The following is a 20,126-nucleotide window of genomic DNA, read 5'->3' as shown; positions in this document are numbered from 1 at the left end:
ATGAAGCTGCGTCCCTGCCTGCTCCTCCTCCTCATCACCGGGCTCGCCCAGGCCGCCGAGCCGGGCATCCGCCTGGACGCCCCGCTGGGCGGCTGGCGCCCCGGCAACGGCGAGGGCGCCAACTTCCGGCAGAGGGTGAACTACCCGGCGGCCTCGGTGAACACCCCGGCCGACCAGGCCATGACCGCGCGGATCAAGGGCGAGATCGCCAATGCAGCAAAGGACAAGCCGGCCACCCTGGTGGTCAACGGCGTGTCGATGCCGCTGAAGATAGGCGAAGACGGTGGCTTCGACAGGCCTTACGCGTTCCCGGCCGGCAGCAACAGCCTGGAAGTGATCAACCCCGATGGCCAGCAGCGCAAGCGCGTGCAGTTCTACCACGGCGGTGGCGGCGGCGAGGTGCCGGCCAAGCTGCGGGTGATGCTGTCCTGGGACAGCGACAACACCGACCTCGACCTGCACCTGGTGACCCCCGACGGCGGCCACGTCTGGTACGGCAACCGCAGCCTGCCCAACGGCGCCACCCAGGACGTCGACGTGACCACCGGCTACGGCCCGGAAATCATCGCCACGCCTACGCCGCTGAAGGGCGCGTACCTGGTCTACGTGAACTACTTCGGCGGCGGCTACAGCCAGGACAGCGAGAGCGGCGACGTGGAAGCCGCCCAGCCGCTGACCACGGCCAGGGTGACGATAGTGACGGAGGAGGGCACGCCGAACGAGAAACAGGAGAGCTTCCTGGTGCCGATGCGCCAGCCGGGGGAGCTGACGTTGGTGAAGCGGTTCAGTTATCCGTAGGGGCGGCTGGAGGCTGGAAGCCGTAAGCAAAAGCGTTCCCTACGAAAGCGCCGGGGTTGCCGGCTGACTCTTGACCTTGAACTCGCTCAGGACAAGCTCCCTCTCCCTTCAGGGAGAGGGCTGGGGAGAGGGTTACGGACTTCGCCCACACACCTCTGCCAACCCTGACTCCGCTCCCTCTCCCTAACCCTCTCCCTGAAGGGAGAGGGGACCGTCCGGAGCGAGCTGGAATCGCGGAGCTCCCGGTTATCCGCCATTGGCCCTGTCTCCGGCGTTCCGGCTGTCGTAGGAGCGAGCTTGCTCGCGAACGGTTTTGCTGCGAGGCGGGTTCGCGAGCAAGCTCGCTCCTACGAAAGCGCCGGGGTTGCCGGCTGACTCTTGACCTTGAGCTTGCTCAGGACAGGCTCCCTCTCCCTTCAGGGAGAGGGCTGGGGAGAGGGTTACGGACTTCGCCCACACACCTCTGCCAACCCTGACTCCGCTCCCTCTCCCTAACCCTCTCCCTGAAGGGAGAGGGGACCGTTTGGAGCGAGCTGGAATCGCGGAGCTCCCGGTTATCCGCCATTGGCCGCGGTCTCCGGCGTTCCGGCTGTCGTAGGAGCGGACCTTGTCCGCGATAGCTGGACGTATCGGCGCGATTCGCGGATGAGATCCGCTCCTACGGGCTGCCCCAACACCATGCCCATGTAGGAGCGCGCCCTGCGCGCGATTCGCGGGCAAGGCCCGCGCCCGTCAGGCCTTCTGATCCCCCTGCCACGCCTCGATCACTTCCTGTGCCGCGCGGAAGGCATCGATCGCCGCTGGCACCCCGGCGTAGACCGCGCAATGCAGCAGCGCCTCGCGGATTTCTTCCACCGTGCAGCCGTTGTTCAGCGCGCCGCGCACGTGGCCTTTCAGCTCCTGCGGGCATTTCAGCGCTGTCAGGGCGGCCAGGGTGATCAGGCTGCGGGTCTTGCGCGGCAGGCCGTCGCGGGACCAGACGCTGCCCCAGGCGTTTTCGTTGACGAAATCCTGCAGCGGCTGGGTGAAGTCGGTAGCGTTGTTCAGGGCGCGGTCGACGAAGGCGTCGCCCATCACTTCGCGGCGAACCTGTTCGCCGGCCTTGCGCTTGTCGGTCATGCTCGGTGCTCCTAATCGATGGCTTCCAGGCGCACCGGCGCGGTGCCGCTGCGCAACATGTCGAGGCGTTCCGCGGCCGCCCGCGACAGGTCGATGATCCGCCCGCGGCCGAAGGGCCCGCGGTCGTTCACCCGCACCACCACGCTGCGGCCGTTGTCGAGGTTGGTGACCTTCAGCCGCGTGCCGAACGGCAGGCTGCGGTGCGCGGCGGTCAGGGCGTGCTGGTCGAAGCGCTCACCGCTGGCGGTTTTCTTCCCATGGTGCGCGCGGCCGTAATAGGACGCGGTGCCCTCGGCGCGGTAGCCGCGCGCCGAGCCGCTTTCATAGGACGAGCTGGCGCAACCGGCCAGCAGGGCCAGGCCGCAGAGCAGGGCAGGCAGGGCGAGGGAACGCAGCATCGAGCCTCCGGACGAAAAAACGCCGGGCAAGCCCGGCGTCAGGAAGAGTGGGCTCAGCCTTCGAGCTTTTTCTTCAGCAGTTCGTTCACCTGGCCGGGGTTGGCTTTCCCCTTCGAGGCCTTCATGGCCTGGCCGACGAAGAAGCCGAACATCTTGCCGCGCTTGGCTTCGTCGCTGGCACGGTACTGTTCGACCTGCTCGGCGTTGGCCGCCAGCACCTCGTCGAGCATCTTTTCGATGGCGCCGGTGTCGGTGACCTGCTTCAGGCCCTTGGCCTCGATGATCTGGTCGGCCGAGCCTTCGCCGGCGGCCATGGCCTCGAAGACCATCTTGGCGATCTTGCCGCTGATGGTGTTGTCCTTGATGCGCAGGATCATGCCGCCCAGCTGTTCGGCGGAAACCGGCGACTGCTCGATCTCCAGGCCGTCCTTGTTGAGCAGGCTGGACAGCTCGCCCATCACCCAGTTGGCCGCCAGCTTGGCATCGGCGCAGATGCCCTGCACCTGCTCGAAGTAGTCGGCCATCTCGCGGCTGGCCGAGAGCACGCTGGCGTCGTAGGCGGACAGGCCGTACTGGCTCTCGAAGCGCTCGCGCTTCTGGTCCGGCAGCTCCGGCAGGCCGGCGCGCAGCTCTTCCAGGAAGCTGCGCTCGATCACCACCGGCAGCAGGTCCGGGCAGGGGAAGTAGCGGTAGTCGTTGGCTTCTTCCTTGCTGCGCATGGAGCGCGTCTCGTCCTTGTTCGGGTCGTACAGGCGGGTTTCCTGCACCACCTTGCCGCCGTCCTCGATCAGCTCGATCTGCCGCTGCACTTCGTGGTTGATGGCCTTTTCGATGAAGCGGAAGGAGTTGACGTTCTTGATCTCGGCGCGGGTGCCGAACTCGGCCTGGCCCTTCGGCCGCACCGAGACGTTGCAGTCGCAGCGCAGCGAGCCCTCGGCCATGTTGCCGTCGCAGATGCCCAGGTAGCGCACCAGCGCGTGGATGGCCTTGACGTAGGCCACCGCTTCCTTGGCGCTGCGGATGTCCGGCTCCGAGACGATCTCCAGCAGCGGCGTGCCGGCACGGTTCAGGTCGATGCCGCTCATGCCGTGGAAGTCTTCGTGCAGGCTCTTGCCGGCGTCCTCTTCCAGGTGCGCGCGGGTGATGCCGACGCGCTTGACGGTGCCGTCTTCCAGGGTGATGTCGAGGAAGCCCTTGCCGACGATGGGGTGGTCCATCTGGCTGGTCTGGTAGCCCTTGGGCAGGTCCGGGTAGAAGTAGTTCTTGCGCGCAAAGACGTTGCGCTCGGCGATTTCGGCGTTGATCGCCAGGCCGAACTGGCAGGCCATGCGCACCGCCTCGGCGTTGAGCACCGGCAGGGTGCCGGGCATCGCCAGGTCGATCAGGCTGGCCTGGGTGTTGGGCTCGGCGCCGAAGGTGGTGGCGCTGCCGGAGAAGATCTTCGATTGGGTGGCGAGCTGCGCGTGGATTTCCAGCCCGATCACGGTTTCCCATTGCATGTGCGTCGTCCTCAGAATCCAGCCGGTGCTTGTTTGTGCCAGTCGGTCACCTGTTGGTACTGGTGCGCGACGTTGAGCAGGCGGCCTTCCTGGAAGTACGGGGCGAGCAGCTGCACGCCCACCGGCAGGCCATCGACGAACCCGGCGGGCATGGACAGCCCGGGGATGCCGGCGAGGTTGGCGGTGATGGTGTAGATGTCTTCCAGGTACTGGGCGACCGGGTCGTCGTTCTTGGTGCCGAGCTTCCAGGCCGGGTTCGGCGTGGTCGGGCCGAGGATGACGTCGACGTCGGCGAAGGCGCTGACGAAATCGTTCTTGATCAGCCGGCGAATCTTCTGCGCCTTCAGGTAATAGGCGTCGTAGTAACCGGCGGAAAGCGCGTAGGTGCCGACCATGATGCGGCGCTTCACCTCGGCGCCGAAGCCTTCGGCGCGGGAGCGCTTGTACAGGTCCTGCAGGTCCCTGGGGTTCTCGCAGCGGTAGCCGTAGCGCACGCCGTCGAAGCGCGACAGGTTGGAGCTGGCCTCTGCAGGCGCGATCACGTAGTAGGCCGGGATGGCGTGCTGCATGTTCGGCAGGGAGATGTCCTTGACCTGCGCGCCCAGTTGCTTGAGCTGCTCGACCACGGCCAGCACGGCGTCGGCGATGCGGCTGTCCAGGCCGGCGCCGAAGTATTCCTTCGGCAGGCCGATGCGCAGGCCGGCCAGGGGCTTGCCCAGGGCGGCCAGGTAGTCGTCCAGCGGCTGGTCGACGCAGGTGGAGTCCTTGGGATCGAAGCCGGCCATGGCGCCGAGCATCAGCGCGCAGTCCTCGGCGGTGCGGGCCAGCGGGCCGGCCTGGTCGAGGCTGGAGGCGTAGGCGATCATGCCCCAGCGCGAGACGCGGCCGTAGGTCGGCTTGATCCCGGTGAGGTTGGTCAGCGCCGCCGGCTGGCGGATCGAGCCGCCGGTGTCGGTGCCGGTGGCCGCCGGGATCAGGCGCGCGGCCACGGCAGCGGCTGAGCCGCCGGAGGAGCCGCCGGGCACGCGGCTGGTGTCCCAGGGGTTCTTCACCGCGCCGTAGTGGCTGGATTCGTTGGCCGAGCCCATGGCGAACTCGTCCATGTTCAGCTTGCCCAGGCTCACGGCGCCGGCGGCGGCCAGGCGCTCGACCACGGTGGCGTCGTAGGGCGAGACGAAGTTGTCGAGGATCTTCGAGCCGCAGCTGGTGCGCACGCCCTTGGTGCAGAACAGGTCCTTGTGGGCGATGGGCGCGCCGAGCAGGGCGCCAGTCTCGCCATTGGCGCGCCGTTGGTCGGCTGCCTTGGCCTGGGCGATAGCCTGGTCGGCGGTGACGCTGATGAAGCTGTTGAGCTGCGGGTCGAGCTGCTCGATGCGGCTCAGCAGGGCACGGGTCAGCTCTTCGGCGGAGAACTGTTTGTCGGCGAGGCCGCGGGCGACTTCGGCGAGGGTCAGTTGGTGCAGCATGGGTCCGTGTCCTTCCTTATTACTCGATCACTTTCGGAACCAGGTACAGGCCGTCTTCCACGGCCGGTGCGATGGCCTGGTAGGCTTCGCGCTGGTTGCTTTCGGTCACCAGGTCCTGGCGCAGGCGCTGGGTGGCTTCCAGGGGGTGGGCGAGGGGTTCGACGCCGTCGGTGTTCACCGCCTGCATCTGGTCGACCAGGCCGAGGATGTTGTTCAGGGTCGCGGTGGTCGGTTGGACGTCGGTTTCCGCCAGGCCCAGGCGGGCCAGGTGGGCGATTTTTTCCACGTCGGAGCGGTCAAGCGCCATCGGGGGTCTCCAGGCTAGAGCTGCCAGCGTCGATCGGACGCATGGCCGGACGAAACGTAGGCGGGGGAACGGAACCCGCGGCGGGCGGTCCCAGGGACCGCGGGGACAGGCCTCAAAGGCACTGAAAGTCAAGCAATTTAACACAATGCCGCCTTGCCCAAAATCCCCGTCGTTGTTAGAGTTTGCCGCACTTTTTTACCCGCGCATTTTTCACCCACGCATCGTCCAGGGTTCCCTTTCCATGTTCAAAAAATTGCGTGGCATGTTCTCCAGTGATCTGTCGATCGACCTGGGCACTGCCAATACCCTTATTTATGTGCGCGAACGCGGCATCGTCCTCAATGAGCCTTCGGTAGTGGCCATCCGCAACCATGGCAACCAGAAGAGCGTGGTCGCCGTCGGCACCGAGGCCAAGCGCATGCTCGGCCGCACCCCGGGCAACATCTCGGCCATCCGCCCGATGAAGGACGGCGTCATCGCCGACTTCAGCGTCTGCGAGAAGATGCTGCAGTACTTCATCAACAAGGTGCACGAGAACAGCTTCCTGCAGCCCAGCCCGCGCGTGCTGATCTGCGTGCCGTGCAAGTCCACCCAGGTGGAACGCCGCGCCATCCGCGAGTCGGCCCTCGGCGCCGGCGCCCGCGAGGTGTACCTGATCGAAGAACCGATGGCCGCGGCCATCGGCGCCGGCCTGCCGGTCGAGGAAGCCCGTGGCTCGATGGTCGTCGACATCGGCGGCGGCACCACCGAGATCGCCCTGATCTCGCTGAACGGCGTGGTCTACGCCGAGTCCGTGCGCGTCGGCGGCGACCGCTTCGACGAAGCCATCGTCACCTACGTGCGCCGCAACTACGGCAGCCTGATCGGCGAATCCACCGCCGAGCGCATCAAGCAGGAGATCGGCGCGGCCTTCTCCGGCGGCGAAGTGCGCGAGGTGGACGTCCGCGGCCGCAACCTGGCCGAAGGCGTGCCGCGCAGCTTCACCCTGAACTCCAACGAGGTCCTGGAAGCCCTGCAGGAATCCCTGGCGACCATCGTCCAGGCGGTCAAGAGCGCCCTGGAGCAGTCCCCGCCGGAGCTGGCCTCGGACATCGCCGAGCGCGGCCTGGTGCTGACCGGTGGTGGCGCCCTGCTGCGCGACCTGGACAAGCTGCTGGCCCAGGAAACCGGCCTGCCGGTGATCGTCGCCGAAGACCCGCTGACCTGCGTGGCCCGTGGCGGCGGCAAGGCGCTGGACATGATGGACCGTCACTCCATGGACCTGCTCTCCACCGAGTGAGGTGGGAGCCTTGAGGGTGGTTGACGTTTTGTCGCGCGCGGCGAAACATCAACCGCCTTCAATCAGCTAGGAGCTGGTCATCAAACCGCTATTCTCCAAAGGGCCCTCGCTGGGCGTGCGCCTGCTGGTGCTCGCCGTGCTCTCGGTGGGCCTGATGGTGGTCGACGCGCGTTTCGACTACCTCAAGCCCGTGCGCAGCCAGATGGGCCTGGTGCTGACCCCCTTCTATGGCGTGGCCGACCTGCCGGTGCGCGCCTGGGAAGGCGTGCGCGACCAGTTCACCAGCCGCAGCGAGCTGCTCGCCGAGAACGAACGGCTGAAGGCCGAGTCGCTGTTGATGCAGCGCCGCCTGCAGAAGCTGGCCACCCTGACCGAACAGAACGTGCGCCTGCGCGAGCTGCTCAACTCCGCCGCCCTGGTGGACGACAAGGTGCTGGTCAGCGAGCTGATCGGCGTCGACCCCAACCCCTTCACCCAGCGCATCCTCATCGACAAGGGCTCGAAGGACGGCGTGTTCCAGGGCCAGCCGGTGCTCGACGCCAGCGGCCTGATGGGCCAGGTGGTCGAGGTCATGCCCTACACCGCCCGCGTGCTGCTGCTCACCGACACCACCCACAGCATCCCGGTGCAGGTCAACCGCAACGGCCTGCGCGCCATCGCCGTCGGCACCGGCAACCCGGAACGCCTGGAACTGCGCTTCGTCGCCGACACCGCGGACATCAAGGAAGGCGACCTGCTGGTCAGCTCCGGCCTCGGCCAGCGCTTCCCGGCCGGCTACCCGGTGGCGGTGGTCAAGGAAGTCATCCATGATTCCGGCCAGCCGTTCGCGGTGATCCGCGCCGTGCCCACCGCGAAGATGAACCGCAGCCGCTACGTGCTGCTGGTGTTCAGCGACAGCCGCACCCCCGAACAGCGCGCCACCGAGGCCGCCGAAGCCCAGGCCGAGGCCGACCGCAAGGCCGCCGAGGCCGCCGGCCAGGCACCGGCACCGAGCGCGCCTGCGCCTGCCGCTCCAGCCACGCCTGCCGCTCCGGCTGCCCCGGCCCAGGGCGCCGCTCCGGCACCCGCACCCGCCGCGCCGGCCGCTACCCCCGCGCATCCGCCGGCGCCGGCCCAGGCCGCACCACAAAGGAACCGTCACTGATGCCTGCCCAAGGACCGCGCAACGGCTGGCTGATCTGGGTCAGCCTGCTGCTGGCGCTGCTGCTGTCGGTGGCGCCGATGCCCAGCTTCACGGAAATCGGCCGGCCGCTGTGGCTGGCGCTGTTCCTCACCTTCTGGGTGCTGATGGTGCCGCAGCGGGTGGGCATGGTCACCGCCTGGGTCTGCGGCCTGGCCGAGGACGTGCTGTACGGCAGCCTGCTCGGGCAGAACGCGCTGATCCTCAGCTTCATCGTGTTCCTGGTCATGGCCCTGCAGCAGCGCCTGCGCCTGTACCCCGTCTGGCAGCAGTGCCTGGTGCTGATGGTGGTCTACGGCCTGGCGCAGCTGGTGCAGCTGTGGCTCAACGCCCTGACCGGCAACCGTCCGCCGACCCTGGCCTTCCTGTTGCCGGCGCTGGTCAGCGGCCTGCTCTGGCCCTGGGTGCTGGTGCTGCTCAAGGGCCTGGGCCAGCGCCTGAAGGTCTACTAATAGCCGTCCCGCCGCTTCCCACCTGGCACGGGCCGGGGGAGGGGCGGCCGGGACTCTTCCGGGAGTCGCAGATGCCCCAGCTTTACCTGGCCTCCAGCTCGCCGCGCCGGCGTGAGCTGCTGACACAGATCGGCCTGTCCTTCCACCTGGTTTCCGGCAATATCGACGAAACCCCGCAGGACGGCGAGACGCCGGCCGCCTACGTCGAGCGCCTGGCGCGCGGCAAGGCCCTGGCCGGACTGACTATGCTTGCCCAGAGACCCGACGTCTGCGTGCTCGGCGCCGATACCGCGGTGGTGCTCGACGGCCGCATCCTCGGCAAGCCGGCGGACCGCGAGGACAGCCTGGCCATGCTGCGCGCGCTGTCCGGCCGCCAGCACCAGGTGCTGACCGCGGTGGCGGTGGCCGACCGCGACCGCTGCGAGGTGCGGGTGGTGACCAGCCTGGTATCGTTCCGCAATGTTTCCGAGGCCGAAGCCGAGGCCTACTGGGCCACCGGCGAGCCCCAGGACAAGGCGGGCGGCTACGCTATCCAGGGGCTGGCGGCGATCTTCGTCAACCGCGTCGAGGGCAGCTACAGCGGGGTGGTCGGCCTGCCCCTGTGCGAGACCGCGGAACTGTTGGCTGACTTCGCGATCCCTTGCTGGCAGTCTTGAAGAAGTAGCGCTGCACACGGGCGCGATAAGGAAGGGCGCATGAGCGAAGAGATCCTGATCAATATCACGCCGATGGAATCGCGCGTGGCGGTGGTGGAAAACGGTGTCCTTCAGGAAGTCCACGTCGAGCGCACGCTGCGCCGCGGGATAGTCGGCAACATCTACAAGGGCAAGGTGGTCCGCGTGCTGCCGGGGATGCAGGCGGCCTTCGTCGACATCGGCCTGGAGCGTGCGGCCTTCATCCACGCGGCGGAAATCTCCACCCGCGAGGGCAGCGCGGTGGAAAGCATCGGCGCCCTGGTCCACGAGGGCCAGAGCCTGGTGGTGCAGGTCACCAAGGACCCGATCGGCACCAAGGGCGCGCGCCTGACCACGCACCTGTCGATCCCCTCGCGCTACCTGGTGTACATGCCGCGCACCAGCCACGTCGGCATTTCCCTGAAGATCGAGGACGAGCAGGAGCGCGAGCGCCTCAAGCAGGTGGTGGCCAAGTGCGTCGAGGCCGAGGGCATCGTCGAGAAGGGCGGCTTCATCCTGCGCACCGCCGCCGAGGGCGCCGGGGAGGACGAGATCCTCGCCGACATCCGCTACCTGCGCCGGCTGTGGGACCAGATCGATGCGCAGATGCAGACGGTCGGCGCGCCGACGGTGATCTACGAGGACCTGTCCCTGGCCCAGCGCACCCTGCGCGACCTGGTCAACCCGCGCATCGAGAAGATCCGCGTGGATTCCCGGGAGAACTTCCAGAAGATCACGCAGTTCGTCGACGAACTCATGCCGGAAATCGCCGACCGCCTGGAGCACTACCCCGGCGAGCGGCCGATCTTCGACCTCTACGGCGTCGAGGACGAGATCCAGAAGGCCCTGGAGCGCAAGGTGCTGCTCAAGTCCGGCGGCTACCTGATCATCGACCCGACCGAGGCGATGACCACCATCGACGTCAACACCGGCGCCTTCGTCGGGCACCGCAACCTCGAAGAGACCATCTTCAAGACCAATCTCGAGGCCGCCACCGCCATCGCCCGCCAACTGCGCCTGCGCAACCTCGGCGGGATCATCATCATCGACTTCATCGACATGGAGGACGAGGAGCACCGCCGCCAGGTCCTGCGCACGCTGGAGAAGCAGCTCGAGCGCGACCATGCCAAGACCAACATCATCGGCATCACCGAGCTGGGCCTGGTGCAGATGACCCGCAAGCGCACCCGCGAGAGCCTGGTGCAGGTGCTCTGCGAGCCCTGCCCGTGCTGCCAGGGGCGCGGCATGCTGAAGACCCCGGAAACCATCTGCTACGAGATCTTCCGCGAGATTCTCCGTGAGGCCCGCGCCTACCAGGCCGATTCCTACGTGGTGCTGGCCAACCAGAAGGTGGTCGACCGCCTGCTCGACGAAGAGTCGGGCAACGTTGCCGATCTGGAGATGTTCATCGGCCGCACCATCAAATTCCAGGTCGAGCCGATGTATTCCCAGGAGCAGTACGACGTGGTCCTGCTCTGAGGCGCGCGGCTGAGATGGACCGCTTTGGCCGCCTGCTCGCCCGCCTGCTGCGCCTGCTCCTGGGGCTCTGCGCCCTGGGCCTGGTGCTGCTGGCGCTGTACGTCAGCCTGGGGCGCCAGTTGGCGCCGCTGGTGGCGGAATATCGCGAAGACCTGGCCGAGCAGGCCAGCGCGCGGCTGCACATGCCGGTGCGCATCGGCGCCCTGGAAGGCAGCTGGCGCGGCTTCGGCCCGATCATCACGGTGCGCGACATCCAGCTCGGCGAGGGCAGCGACGCCCTGCGCCTGGAGCAGGTGCGCCTGACCCCCGACATCCCCGCCAGCCTGCTGGCGCGCCAGCCGCGCATCGACAGCCTGGAGCTGCAGGGGCTGCACCTGAGCCTGCGCGAGGGCGAGGACGGCCACTGGCAGGTCGAGGGCCTGCCGGCCAGCCCGCAGGGCAGCGACCCGCGCCAGCTCGTCGACCTGCTGCTGACGCCGCGCCGCCTGTCGCTGCTGGACAGCCAGCTGAGCCTGCTGCCGCGCGAGGGGCAGACGCTCAACCTGACCTACCTCGGCCTGACGCTGCACAGCGGCGTGTTCGGCCAGCGCCTGGACGGCCGCTTCAACCTGCCCGACGGCCAGCCGGTGGCGCTGCGGGTGGACACGCGCATCGACCGCGAGGACTGGAAGCGCAGCTCGGCCGACGCCTACCTCAGCCTGCCGCAGAGCGACTGGGCGAAGTGGCTGCCGGCGAGCCTGACGCGGCAATGGCGCATCCAGCGCCTGGAGGCCGGCGGCGAGTTCTGGGCGCGCATCGACAAGGGCCAGCCCAGCGCGGCGGTGGCCAGGCTCAATGCGCCGCAGGTGCAGGCCTCCTTCGATGGCCGCGAGGCGGTGAAGGTCGGCGACCTCGGCGTGGGGTTGTACTTCCAGCGCCAGGGCGAGGAAATGAGCCTGCGCGTCAGCGATCTGGCGGCCAACCTCGGCGAAAAGCGCTGGGGCGAGGCGGAACTGGAACTGAACCGGCAGACCCGCGGCGAAGACCACTGGCGCCTGCGCGCCGACCGCCTGGACCTGGGCCCGCTGCTGCCGGTGGTGGAAAGCCTGGCGCCCTTGCCGGACAAGGCTGTGGAGTGGCTGCAGGGCCTGGCGCCGCAGGGCGTGCTGCACCACCTCAACCTCGACTGGTGGCCGCAGCGCCAGGGCGCCGAGCGCCTGGCCTACGGCGTGAACCTGGAGAAGGTCGGCGTCAACGCCTTCCACGAGGTGCCGGCGGTGGCCAACGTCGACGGCACCTTCAGCGGCAACCTCGGCGGCGGCCAGCTGGACGCCTCGGCCAAGGACTTCATGCTCCACCTGGCCGCCCTGTTCCCCGAGCCGTGGCGCTTCCGCAGCGCCAACGCGCGGCTGTTCTGGAAGTGGGACGACGAGGCCTTCACCCTTGGCAGCCACCTGATGAAGGTCGAGGGCGACGTCGGCCGCCTGGGCGGCGACATGCTGATCCGCCTGATGCACGACCACGACAAGGAAAGCTACATGGACCTGCGCGTGGGCCTGGAGGACGGCGACGGCAGCTACACCCCGCAGTTCCTGCCCACGGTGCTGCCGGAGATGAACAAGGACCTGGCCCGCTGGCTGGCCAGCGCCATCAAGGGCGGGCGCGTCGAGCAGGGCTACTTCCAGTGGCAGGGTTCGCTGAAAAAGGGCTCGGCGCCGGAAGACCACGCCATGAGCCTGTACTTCAAGGTCCACGACGGCGAGCTGGACTACCAGCCGGGCTGGCCGGCGCTGAGCCAGGCCGAGGGCGAGGTGCTGGTGGAGGACAGCGGCGTGCGCATCCGCGCGCAGTCCGGGCGCATCCTGCAGAGCCAGGTCCGCGACGTGCAGGTGGACATTCCCCACGTGCCCAAGGGCGAAGTCGCCCACCTGCACGTCGATGGCGACGTCGACAGCAGCCTGGGCGATGGCCTGAAGATCCTCCAGGACTCGCCCCTGGGCGTGCAGCAGGTCTTCGCCGGCTGGGAAGGCGAGGGCCCGCTCAAGGGCCACCTGAACCTGGACATCCCGCTGGCCAAGGAACAGGCGAAGCAGGCGCGGGTGGTGGTGGACTTCGCCACCGAGGGCGCGCGCCTGAAGATCGCCAAGCCGAGCCTGGAACTGGCCCAGCTCAAGGGCGACTTCCGCTACGACACCAATAGCGGCCTGAGCGCCAAGGGCCTCAGCGCCCAGGCCCTGGGCAGCCGCGTCAGCGGCAGCATCCGCGCCGAGGGCAGCCCGGGCAAGCCGCGCACCCGCGTGCTGGTGGGCGGCCAGGTGGCGCTGAAGAGCCTGCTCGACTGGGGCGGCGTGAAGCAGGCCGTGCCGGCCGCCGGGCGCCTGCCGTTCCAGCTCGACCTGCTGCTCGACGGCCATGACAGTCAGTTGCAGGTCAATTCCGACCTCAAGGGCCTGGCCATCGACCTGCCGGCCCCCTTTGGCAAGGCCGCCGACGAGACCCGCGCCAGCGACTGGCGCATGACCCTCGAAGGCCCCGAGCGGCGCTACTGGGCCAACTACGACAAGGTGGCCAGCCTGGCCTATGCCGCCCCCGCCGACAAACCCCTGGGCGGCCGCGGCACCCTGCGCCTGGGCGGCGACCCGGCGCTGCTGCCCAACTGGAGCGGGGTGCAGGTGCGCGGCAGCCTGGACACCCTGGATGTCGAGCAGTGGCAGGCGGTGCTGAAGAAGTACGGCATCGGCAGCGTGCCCAGCGATAACCAGGGCCTGTTGCGCGGTGCCGACCTGCAGATCGGTCACTTCCGCGGCTTCGGCGCCAGCCTGGACAACTTCAAGCTCGACCTGGCGCGGGTTTCCGGCGGCTGGCAGCTGGGCGTCGACAGCGCCCCGCTGGCCGGCCAGGCGGTGTTCCCGGACAGCGGCCAGCGGCCGATCCAGATCAACCTGGCGCGCCTGGACCTGCCGAAGAACCCCACCAACGACCTGGCCGCCGCGCCGACCATCGCCCCCGACCCGCTGGAAAAGGTCGACCCGCGCAGCATTCCGGCGATGGACGTGGCCATCCGCCAGATCTCCCAGGGCGGCAAGCCCATCGGCGCCTGGAGCTTCAACGTGCGCCCGACCACCAGCGGCATCGCCTTCAACAGCCTCAAGCTCGACCTGCGCGGCCTCAAGGTCGGCGGGACGCTGCGCTGGGAAGGCCCGGTGGGCTCCACGCGCAGCACCTTTCAGGGGCGCCTGGAAGGCAGGAACCTGGCCGACGTGCTCAAGGCCTGGGACTTCGCCCCCACCGCCACCAGCGACCGCTTCAGCCTGGACATCGACGGCAACTGGCCCGGCTCGCCGGCCTACATCAGCCTGCGCCGCTTCGGCGGGCGCCTGGAGGCCGACATGCGCAAGGGCCAGTTCGTCGACGTCGAGGGCAGCGCCCAGGCCCTGCGGGTGTTCGGCCTGCTCAACTTCAACGCCATCAACCGCCGCCTGCGCCTGGACTTCTCCGACCTGTTCGGCAAGGGCCTGAGCTACGACCGCGTGCAGGGCGTGCTGGGCGCCACCAATGGCGTCTACCTCACCCGCGAGCCGATCAGGCTCACCGGGCCGTCCAGCAACATCGAGATGAACGGCACCCTGGACCTGGCCCACGACCAGATCGACGCCAAGCTGCTGGTGACCCTGCCGCTGACCAACAACCTGCCGCTGGCCGCGCTCATCGTCGGCGCGCCGGCGGTGGGCGGCGCGCTCTTCGTGGTGGACAAGCTGCTGGGCGACAGGGTGGCGCGCTTCGCCAGCGTGCAGTACCGCGTCAAGGGACCCTGGCAGAACCCCGAGATCGCCTTCGACAAGCCGTTCGAGAAACCGCGGTGAGCAGAGCCGGCGGGCATCGGTTAGGATGAATCGCATCTGTCGTCGGAGAAACGCATGTCCCTCGCCGTGATCCAGATGGTCAGCCAGGACGACGTCCCGGCCAACCTCGCCGCCGCCCGTCGCCTGCTCGAACAGGCCGCCGAGGGCGGCGCGCGCCTCGCCGTGCTGCCGGAGAACTTCGCTGCCATGGGCCGCCGCGACCTGGCCGAGCTGGGCCGCGCCGAGGCCCTGGGCGAGGGCCCGATCCTGCCCTGGTTGAAAAGCGCCGCCCGCGACCTCAGGTTGTGGATAGTCGCCGGTACCCTGCCGCTGCCGCCGGACGGCCAGCCCGAAGCCAAGGCCAACGCCTGCTCGCTGCTGGTCGACGAGCGCGGCGAGCGGGTGGCGCGCTACGACAAGCTGCACCTGTTCGACGTGGACGTCGCCGATGCCCGCGGCCGCTACCGCGAGTCCGACGACTACGCCTTCGGCGGCCAGGTGGTGGTGGCCGACACGCCGGTCGGCCGGCTGGGCCTGACGGTGTGCTACGACCTGCGCTTCCCCGAGCTCTACACCCGGCTGCGCGAGGCCGGCGCCGAGCTGATCACGGCGCCCTCGGCCTTCACCGCGGTGACCGGCCAGGCGCATTGGGAAGTGCTGATCCGCGCCCGCGCCATCGAGACGCAGTGCTACGTGCTGGCGGCGGGGCAGGGCGGCACCCACCCGCGCGGCCGCGAGACCTGGGGCCAGTCGGCCATCGTCGACCCCTGGGGGCGCATCCTCGCCGAGCGCGACAAGGGCGAGGCGGTGCTGCTGGCCGAACGCGACAGTGAAGAACAAACGGCGCTCCGGCAACGCATGCCGGTGGTCCGCCATCGAAGATTCTACCCGCCGGCCGTACCCGGACCGGCGCCTACGGAGTAGCCATGAGCGAGTTGTTGTCATCCGTCAGCCAGCACCTGCTGGCCCCCGGCGGCCTGGACGTCGACGGCCTGCAGCCGATCCTGCACGAGCTGAGCGGCCCGGGCATCGACGCCGCCGACCTGTACTTCCAGAGCCAGGTGTCCGAGTCCTGGATGCTCGAGGACGGCATCGTCAAGGAAGGCAGCTTCCACATGGACCAGGGCGTGGGCGTGCGCGCCCAGTCCGGCGAGAAGACCGGCTTCGCCTACAGCAACGCCATCACCCCCGATGCGCTGTCCCAGGCGGCGCTCGCTGCGCGCTCGATCTCCCGGGCCGGGCAGAACGGCCGGGTGCAGGCGTTCAAGGCGGTCGCGCCGACGCGCCTGTACGCCGGCGAGAACCCGCTGGACGTGCTCAGCCGCGCCGAGAAGGTCGAGCTGCTGAAGAAAATCGACGCCGCCACCCGCGCCCTCGACCCGCGCATCCAGCAGGTCACCGTGAGCCTTGCCGGCGTCTGGGAGCAGGTTCTTATCGCCGCCGCCGATGGTTCCCTGGCTGCGGACATCCGCCCGCTGGTGCGCTTCAACGTCAGCGTCATCGTCGAGCAGAACGGCCGCCGCGAGCGCGGCGGCCATGGCGGCGGCGGGCGTACCGATTATCGCTATTTCCTCAGTGAAGACCGCGCCATGTCCTACGCCCGCGAGGCGCTGCGCCAGGCCCTGGTCAACCTCGAAGCGGTCCCCGCGCCGGCCGGCACCCTGCCGGTGGTGATGGGCGCCGGCTGGTCCGGCGTGCTGCTGCACGAGGCGGTGGGCCACGGCCTGGAAGGCGACTTCAACCGCAAGGGCAGCTCGGCCTACAGCGGGCGCATCGGCGAGAAGGTGGCCTCCAGCCTGTGCACCATCGTCGACGACGGTACCCTGGCCGGGCGCCGCGGTTCGCTGTCGGTGGACGACGAGGGCACCCCGACGCAGTACAACGTGCTGATCGAGAACGGCATCCTCAAGGGCTACATGCAGGACAAGCTCAACGCCCGCCTGATGGGCGTGGCGCGCACCGGCAATGGCCGCCGCGAGTCCTACGCGCACCTGCCGATGCCGCGCATGACCAACACCTACATGCTGGCCGGGCAGAGCGACCCGGCGGAAATCATCGCCTCGGTGGAGAAGGGCATCTACTGCGCCAACCTCGGCGGCGGCCAGGTGGACATCACCAGCGGCAAGTTCGTCTTCGCCACCAGCGAGGCCTACCTGATCGAGAACGGCAGGATCACCCGCCCGGTGAAGGGCGCGACCCTGATCGGCAACGGGCCGGAAGTGATGAGCCGGGTGTCCATGGTCGGCAACGACATGGCCCTGGACAGCGGCGTGGGCACCTGCGGCAAGGATGGCCAGTCGGTGCCGGTGGGCGTCGGCCAGCCGACGCTGAAGATCGACGGCATCACCGTGGGCGGGACCGGCGCCTGAGGCGCCGGGGAGCATTTGGAAAGTCTGCTCACGGCCTCGCGAGCTAGAGCAGAACAAGGCAAAAACAGGTGAGGAAGCGCAGTTTACTGATGCTAAATGAGCATTTCTCACCTGTTTTTAACGCAGTTATGCCGACGCGCAGCAGGTCGTGGGTAGGCTTTCAGCGGAGGCCGCGCTTGAGCTCGTCCAGTTCGCGGATGTATTTGAAGATCTTCCGCGCCGCGGCCGGGGGCTTGTCGTGAGCGGCCTCGTGCTGGGCGTGGCGGATCAGCTGCAGCAGGTGCTGGCGGTCGCTGTCCGGGTATTCGGCGAAGAAGGCGGAAAGGGCCTCGTCGCCGCCGGTGACGAGGCGGTCGCGCCAGCGCTCCAGGGCGTGGAAGCGCTCGTTGTACTGGCGCGTGGAGCTGTCGAGCTGGTCGAGCAGGGCGACGATGGCGTCGAGGTCCTGGTCTCGCATCAGCTTGCCGATGAACTGCCGGTGGCGTTTGCGGGCGGCATTGGCCTTGTGCTTGGGCGCCTCGTCGATGGCGCGGCGCAGCGGCTCGGTGAGCGGCAGGCGGTCGAGCATGTCCGGCTTGAGCGCGGTCAGGCGCTCGCCGAGGTCCTGCAGGGCGTGCAGCTCGCGTTTTACTTGCGACTTGCTCTTCTCTTCGAACAGCGAGTCGTCGTCTTGATATTCAGCCATGGCGGTGGTCCAGTGGAAAACGCCGCCATGATAACGAGTCGAGGGTCGCTTGTCCGGCCCGCCCGCGATGCCACGGGGCCCGTCGCCCCGTCCGCGGAACAGAACAGGAGAGTTTGGCAATGAGCGAACAGGCCAAGGCAGTCGGCCCCGAGGCACTTCCGGCGCTGCGCGAGCAGGTCGAGCGGATCGTCGCCGAGGCGAAGCGCCAGGGCGCCACGGGCTGCGAAGTGGCGGTGTCCCTGGAGCAGGGGCTGTCCACCAGCGTGCGCCAGCGTGAGGTCGAGACGGTCGAATTCAACCGCGACCAGGGCTTCGGCATCACCCTCTACGTCGGCCAGCGCAAGGGCTCGGCGAGCACCTCGGCGACCGGCGACGAGGCCATCCGCGAAACCGTGGCGGCGGCCCTGGCCATCGCCAGGCACACCTCGGAGGACGACTGCGCCGGCCTGGCCGATCCCGCGCTCATGGCCCGCGACCTCCCCGACCTGGACCTCTACCACGCCTGGTCGCTGACCCCGGACCAGGCTGTGGAGCGCGCCCTGGCCTGCGAAGCCGCGGCCTTCGATGCCGACCCGCGGGTGACCAAGGCCGACGGCACCACCCTGAACATCCACCATGGCTGCCGCGTCTATGGCAACAGCCATGGCTTCATCGGCGGCTACGCCAGCACCCGTCACAGCCTCAGCTGCGTGATGATCGCCGAGGGCGAGGGGCAGATGCAGCGCGACTACTGGTACGACGTGAAGCGCCGCGGCGAGCTGCTGGACAGCCCGGAGAGCATCGGCCGCCGCGCCGCCCTGCGCGCCGCCAGCCGCCTGGGCGCGCGCCCGGTGCCGACCGCCGAGGTGCCGGTGCTGTTCGCCCCGGAAGTCGCCGTGGGCCTGTTCGGCCACTTCCTCGGCGCCATTTCCGGCGGCAGCCTGTACCGCAAGTCGTCGTTCCTCGAAGGCTGCCTGGGCCAGCGTCTGTTCCCCGAGTGGCTGACCCTCGACGAACGCCCGCTGCTGCCCGGCGCCCTGGGCAGCGCCTCGTTCGACAACGACGGCCTGGCCACCTACGCCAAGCCCTTCGTGGAGAACGGCACCCTGGTTTCCTACGTGCTCGGCACCTACTCCGGGCGCAAGCTGGGCATGCCCAGCACGGCCAACGCCGGCGGCGTGCACAACCTCTTCGTCAGCCACGGCGACGAGGACCAGAAGGCCCTGCTGCGGCGCATGGGCCGCGGCCTGCTGGTCACCGAGCTGATGGGGCAGGGCGTCAATCTGGTCACCGGCGACTACTCCCGCGGCGCCGGCGGCTATTGGGTGGAGAACGGCGAGATCCAGTTCCCGGTGCAGGAAGTCACCATCGCCGCCAACCTCAAGGACCTGTTCGCCAGCATCCTGGCCATCGGCAACGACGTGGAGAATCGCGGGAACCTGCATACCGGGTCGGTGCTGGTGGAAAGGATGATGGTAGCCGGGAACTGATAGCAGGCTGTGGTTCTGGAGAACGCCGTTTCCTGCCGAGGGAAGCGGCGTTTTTCTTTCCGCAATGGCTCTTCGTAATTGGATGGACTCACCCTCACCGAGGCGTCGAGGCGCCACGGTGGCGGTCTAAGAAGCCACCGACAGTGAGGGTGAGTCCATGAGAAAGCATACGACGATGAATAAGCCGGTGTCTGCAATCGATGTATCGGTGTGCACGACAGTCGCCGTGGATCTGGCGAAAAAGGTCTTCCAGGTGGCGGGGGAAGACGCCCTGGGTCAACTGGCGTACGAACAGCGAATCAAGTCGCGTGAAGCGTTCCAGGTGTTTCTGCAGAAGCTGCCGGAGGGCGTGACGGTGCTGATGGAGACCGGCCCCGGAGCACAAGCCTGGGCCCGGCTGCTGCAGGCGCAGGGCAACCCGGTGCGTATCCTGCCAGCCCAGCGGGTGGCCGAGCACCGGAGCGGAGCGAAGAATGATCGCAATGATGCCCACGCCATTCTGCGGGCGGGCCGGGATAGCAGTATCGCGTCGGTGCCGGTGAAGAGCGTCGCGGCACTGGCGATGCAGGCCTGGCACCGTGTCCGGCGGGGCTATGTGCAGCGGCGCACCGCCATGGGTAATCAGATCCGCGGGCTGCTGCTGGAGCAGGGCATCGCCCTGGCGCAGGGGGATGTGGGCTTGAAGCAAGGTGTCACCCGGGTGCTGGAAGACGCCAGCCAGCCGTTGCCGGCTCTGCTGCGCGAGCTGATCGACGAGATGCTGAAGGAATGGCAACGGCTGGGCGAGCGTATCGCCGCGCTGACCGGGCGTCTGGAAGCCTGTGCCGCCGCCGACCCGACAGCCAAACGGCTGATGACGGTACGTGGTATCGGTCCGATCACGGCTACGGCCTTGCTGGCCAAACAGGTCGAGCCGGAACGTTTCGCCAATGCGCGTCAGTTCGCTGCCTACTTCGGCATCGTGCCCGACCAGCACAGCAGCGGGCAGAAGGTAAGGCTGGGCAAGATGACCAAACGTGGCGACGCCTATGTGCGCAGCCTGATGGTCGTAGGCTCGCATGCGGTGTTGAAGCAACTGCGGCCCGATTCCGAACACCCGGACGATCGGCGCCTGCAGCGCTGGCTACAACG

At 68.4% G+C, this 20,126-nt stretch carries 17 protein-coding genes; 11 read left to right on the top strand and 6 right to left on the bottom strand.

Annotated elements, in window-relative coordinates; translation table 11 throughout:
• The gene (locus QSJ95_RS07875) at positions 1 to 798 is read left to right on the top strand and encodes a YfaP family protein (RefSeq protein WP_285641375.1); all 798 of its coding nucleotides are present in this window, start codon (positions 1 to 3) and stop codon (positions 796 to 798) included.
• A 732-nt stretch (positions 799 to 1,530) separates the two neighbouring features.
• On the opposite strand, the gene QSJ95_RS07870 is transcribed toward QSJ95_RS07875, so the two are convergent.
• From QSJ95_RS07870 to gatC, 5 genes are read right to left on the bottom strand one after another with little or no spacing between them, the layout of a single operon-like run.
• On the bottom strand, positions 1,531 to 1,917 hold the full coding sequence (locus tag QSJ95_RS07870) for a carboxymuconolactone decarboxylase family protein (protein ID WP_009617763.1): 387 nt from the start codon (positions 1,915 to 1,917) through the stop codon (positions 1,531 to 1,533).
• Between the two features lie 11 nt (positions 1,918 to 1,928).
• Positions 1,929 to 2,315, bottom strand: coding sequence for a septal ring lytic transglycosylase RlpA family protein (locus tag QSJ95_RS07865; protein WP_009617764.1), 387 nt, complete (start codon positions 2,313 to 2,315; stop codon positions 1,929 to 1,931).
• Positions 2,316 to 2,368: 53 nt separating this feature from the next.
• Positions 2,369 to 3,814, bottom strand: a complete 1,446-nt coding sequence (gene gatB, locus QSJ95_RS07860; RefSeq protein ID WP_285641372.1) for an Asp-tRNA(Asn)/Glu-tRNA(Gln) amidotransferase subunit GatB — start codon at positions 3,812 to 3,814, stop codon at positions 2,369 to 2,371.
• An 11-nt stretch (positions 3,815 to 3,825) separates the two neighbouring features.
• Entirely contained in the window at positions 3,826 to 5,280 is a 1,455-nt protein-coding gene (gatA, locus tag QSJ95_RS07855; protein ID WP_009617766.1) for an Asp-tRNA(Asn)/Glu-tRNA(Gln) amidotransferase subunit GatA, read from the bottom strand.
• A 19-nt stretch (positions 5,281 to 5,299) separates the two neighbouring features.
• On the bottom strand, positions 5,300 to 5,587 hold the full coding sequence (gatC, locus tag QSJ95_RS07850) for an Asp-tRNA(Asn)/Glu-tRNA(Gln) amidotransferase subunit GatC (protein WP_009617767.1): 288 nt from the start codon (positions 5,585 to 5,587) through the stop codon (positions 5,300 to 5,302).
• 241 nt (positions 5,588 to 5,828) lie between these two features.
• Between gatC and mreB the strand changes: the two genes are divergently transcribed.
• The 8 genes from mreB (at position 5,829) to tldD (ending at position 16,841) form a co-directional block, all read left to right on the top strand.
• Positions 5,829 to 6,866: a rod shape-determining protein MreB gene (gene mreB / locus QSJ95_RS07845; RefSeq protein WP_009617768.1), complete on the top strand. Its 1,038-nt coding sequence runs from the start codon at positions 5,829 to 5,831 to the stop codon at positions 6,864 to 6,866.
• A 79-nt stretch (positions 6,867 to 6,945) separates the two neighbouring features.
• Positions 6,946 to 8,010: a rod shape-determining protein MreC gene (gene mreC / locus QSJ95_RS07840; RefSeq protein ID WP_082816257.1), complete on the top strand. Its 1,065-nt coding sequence runs from the start codon at positions 6,946 to 6,948 to the stop codon at positions 8,008 to 8,010.
• A complete protein-coding gene (mreD, locus tag QSJ95_RS07835; RefSeq protein WP_009617770.1) occupies positions 8,010 to 8,498 on the top strand; it encodes a rod shape-determining protein MreD in 489 nt (162 codons plus the stop codon). Before mreC ends, mreD begins: the two co-directional genes overlap by 1 nt.
• A 71-nt stretch (positions 8,499 to 8,569) precedes the next feature.
• Positions 8,570 to 9,154 (top strand): Maf family protein, encoded by a 585-nt coding sequence (locus QSJ95_RS07830; RefSeq protein ID WP_009617771.1) that lies wholly within the window; start codon positions 8,570 to 8,572, stop codon positions 9,152 to 9,154.
• Between the two features lie 39 nt (positions 9,155 to 9,193).
• Positions 9,194 to 10,651 carry a ribonuclease G gene (rng, locus tag QSJ95_RS07825; protein WP_009617773.1) on the top strand — a complete coding sequence of 486 codons (1,458 nt, stop codon included), beginning with the start codon at positions 9,194 to 9,196 and terminating at the stop codon, positions 10,649 to 10,651.
• Positions 10,652 to 10,665: 14 nt separating this feature from the next.
• Complete coding sequence (locus QSJ95_RS07820) at positions 10,666 to 14,493, top strand: YhdP family protein (RefSeq protein ID WP_285641366.1); 3,828 nt, start codon at positions 10,666 to 10,668, stop codon at positions 14,491 to 14,493.
• Positions 14,494 to 14,547: 54 nt separating this feature from the next.
• Positions 14,548 to 15,396 (top strand): carbon-nitrogen hydrolase family protein, encoded by an 849-nt coding sequence (locus QSJ95_RS07815; RefSeq protein ID WP_058488595.1) that lies wholly within the window; start codon positions 14,548 to 14,550, stop codon positions 15,394 to 15,396.
• Positions 15,397 to 15,398: 2 nt separating this feature from the next.
• Complete coding sequence (gene tldD / locus QSJ95_RS07810) at positions 15,399 to 16,841, top strand: metalloprotease TldD (RefSeq protein ID WP_043315227.1); 1,443 nt, start codon at positions 15,399 to 15,401, stop codon at positions 16,839 to 16,841.
• A 160-nt stretch (positions 16,842 to 17,001) separates the two neighbouring features.
• Here the strand turns inward: tldD and yjgA are convergent, their stop codons facing one another.
• A complete protein-coding gene (gene yjgA / locus QSJ95_RS07805; protein WP_009617781.1) occupies positions 17,002 to 17,526 on the bottom strand; it encodes a ribosome biogenesis factor YjgA in 525 nt (174 codons plus the stop codon).
• A gap of 119 nt (positions 17,527 to 17,645) precedes the next feature.
• On the opposite strand from yjgA, the gene pmbA reads away from it, so the two are divergent.
• Both pmbA and QSJ95_RS07795 read left to right on the top strand, forming a co-directional pair.
• Positions 17,646 to 18,995: a metalloprotease PmbA gene (gene pmbA, locus QSJ95_RS07800; RefSeq protein WP_043272348.1), complete on the top strand. Its 1,350-nt coding sequence runs from the start codon at positions 17,646 to 17,648 to the stop codon at positions 18,993 to 18,995.
• A gap of 175 nt (positions 18,996 to 19,170) precedes the next feature.
• A partial coding sequence (locus QSJ95_RS07795; RefSeq protein WP_285641840.1) for an IS110 family RNA-guided transposase occupies positions 19,171 to 20,126 on the top strand: 956 nt, incomplete at its 3' end.

This window comes from Pseudomonas sp. NBRC 100443, from assembly GCF_030268185.1.
GTDB classification, from domain to species: domain Bacteria; phylum Pseudomonadota; class Gammaproteobacteria; order Pseudomonadales; family Pseudomonadaceae; genus Pseudomonas; species Pseudomonas citronellolis.
The sequence above is the reverse complement of the archived record's forward strand: the minus strand, read 5'-3'. Positions and strand labels throughout refer to the sequence as shown.

What these genes read in the sequence shown, in the direction of transcription:
- tldD (WP_043315227.1), top strand. Translation starts at nt 15,399, where the DNA reads ATGAGCGAGTTGTTGTCATCCGTCAGCCAGCACCTGCTGGCCCCCGGC.
- QSJ95_RS07870 (WP_009617763.1), bottom strand. Translation starts at nt 1,917, where the DNA reads ATGACCGACAAGCGCAAGGCCGGCGAACAGGTTCGCCGCGAAGTGATG.
- QSJ95_RS07820 (WP_285641366.1), top strand. Translation starts at nt 10,666, where the DNA reads ATGGACCGCTTTGGCCGCCTGCTCGCCCGCCTGCTGCGCCTGCTCCTG.
- mreB (WP_009617768.1), top strand. Translation starts at nt 5,829, where the DNA reads ATGTTCAAAAAATTGCGTGGCATGTTCTCCAGTGATCTGTCGATCGAC.
- gatC (WP_009617767.1), bottom strand. Translation starts at nt 5,587, where the DNA reads ATGGCGCTTGACCGCTCCGACGTGGAAAAAATCGCCCACCTGGCCCGC.
- gatB (WP_285641372.1), bottom strand. Translation starts at nt 3,814, where the DNA reads ATGCAATGGGAAACCGTGATCGGGCTGGAAATCCACGCGCAGCTCGCC.
- QSJ95_RS07865 (WP_009617764.1), bottom strand. Translation starts at nt 2,315, where the DNA reads ATGCTGCGTTCCCTCGCCCTGCCTGCCCTGCTCTGCGGCCTGGCCCTG.
- QSJ95_RS07875 (WP_285641375.1), top strand. Translation starts at nt 1, where the DNA reads ATGAAGCTGCGTCCCTGCCTGCTCCTCCTCCTCATCACCGGGCTCGCC.
- mreD (WP_009617770.1), top strand. Translation starts at nt 8,010, where the DNA reads ATGCCTGCCCAAGGACCGCGCAACGGCTGGCTGATCTGGGTCAGCCTG.
- QSJ95_RS07815 (WP_058488595.1), top strand. Translation starts at nt 14,548, where the DNA reads ATGTCCCTCGCCGTGATCCAGATGGTCAGCCAGGACGACGTCCCGGCC.
- rng (WP_009617773.1), top strand. Translation starts at nt 9,194, where the DNA reads ATGAGCGAAGAGATCCTGATCAATATCACGCCGATGGAATCGCGCGTG.
- gatA (WP_009617766.1), bottom strand. Translation starts at nt 5,280, where the DNA reads ATGCTGCACCAACTGACCCTCGCCGAAGTCGCCCGCGGCCTCGCCGAC.
- pmbA (WP_043272348.1), top strand. Translation starts at nt 17,646, where the DNA reads ATGAGCGAACAGGCCAAGGCAGTCGGCCCCGAGGCACTTCCGGCGCTG.
- QSJ95_RS07830 (WP_009617771.1), top strand. Translation starts at nt 8,570, where the DNA reads ATGCCCCAGCTTTACCTGGCCTCCAGCTCGCCGCGCCGGCGTGAGCTG.
- yjgA (WP_009617781.1), bottom strand. Translation starts at nt 17,526, where the DNA reads ATGGCTGAATATCAAGACGACGACTCGCTGTTCGAAGAGAAGAGCAAG.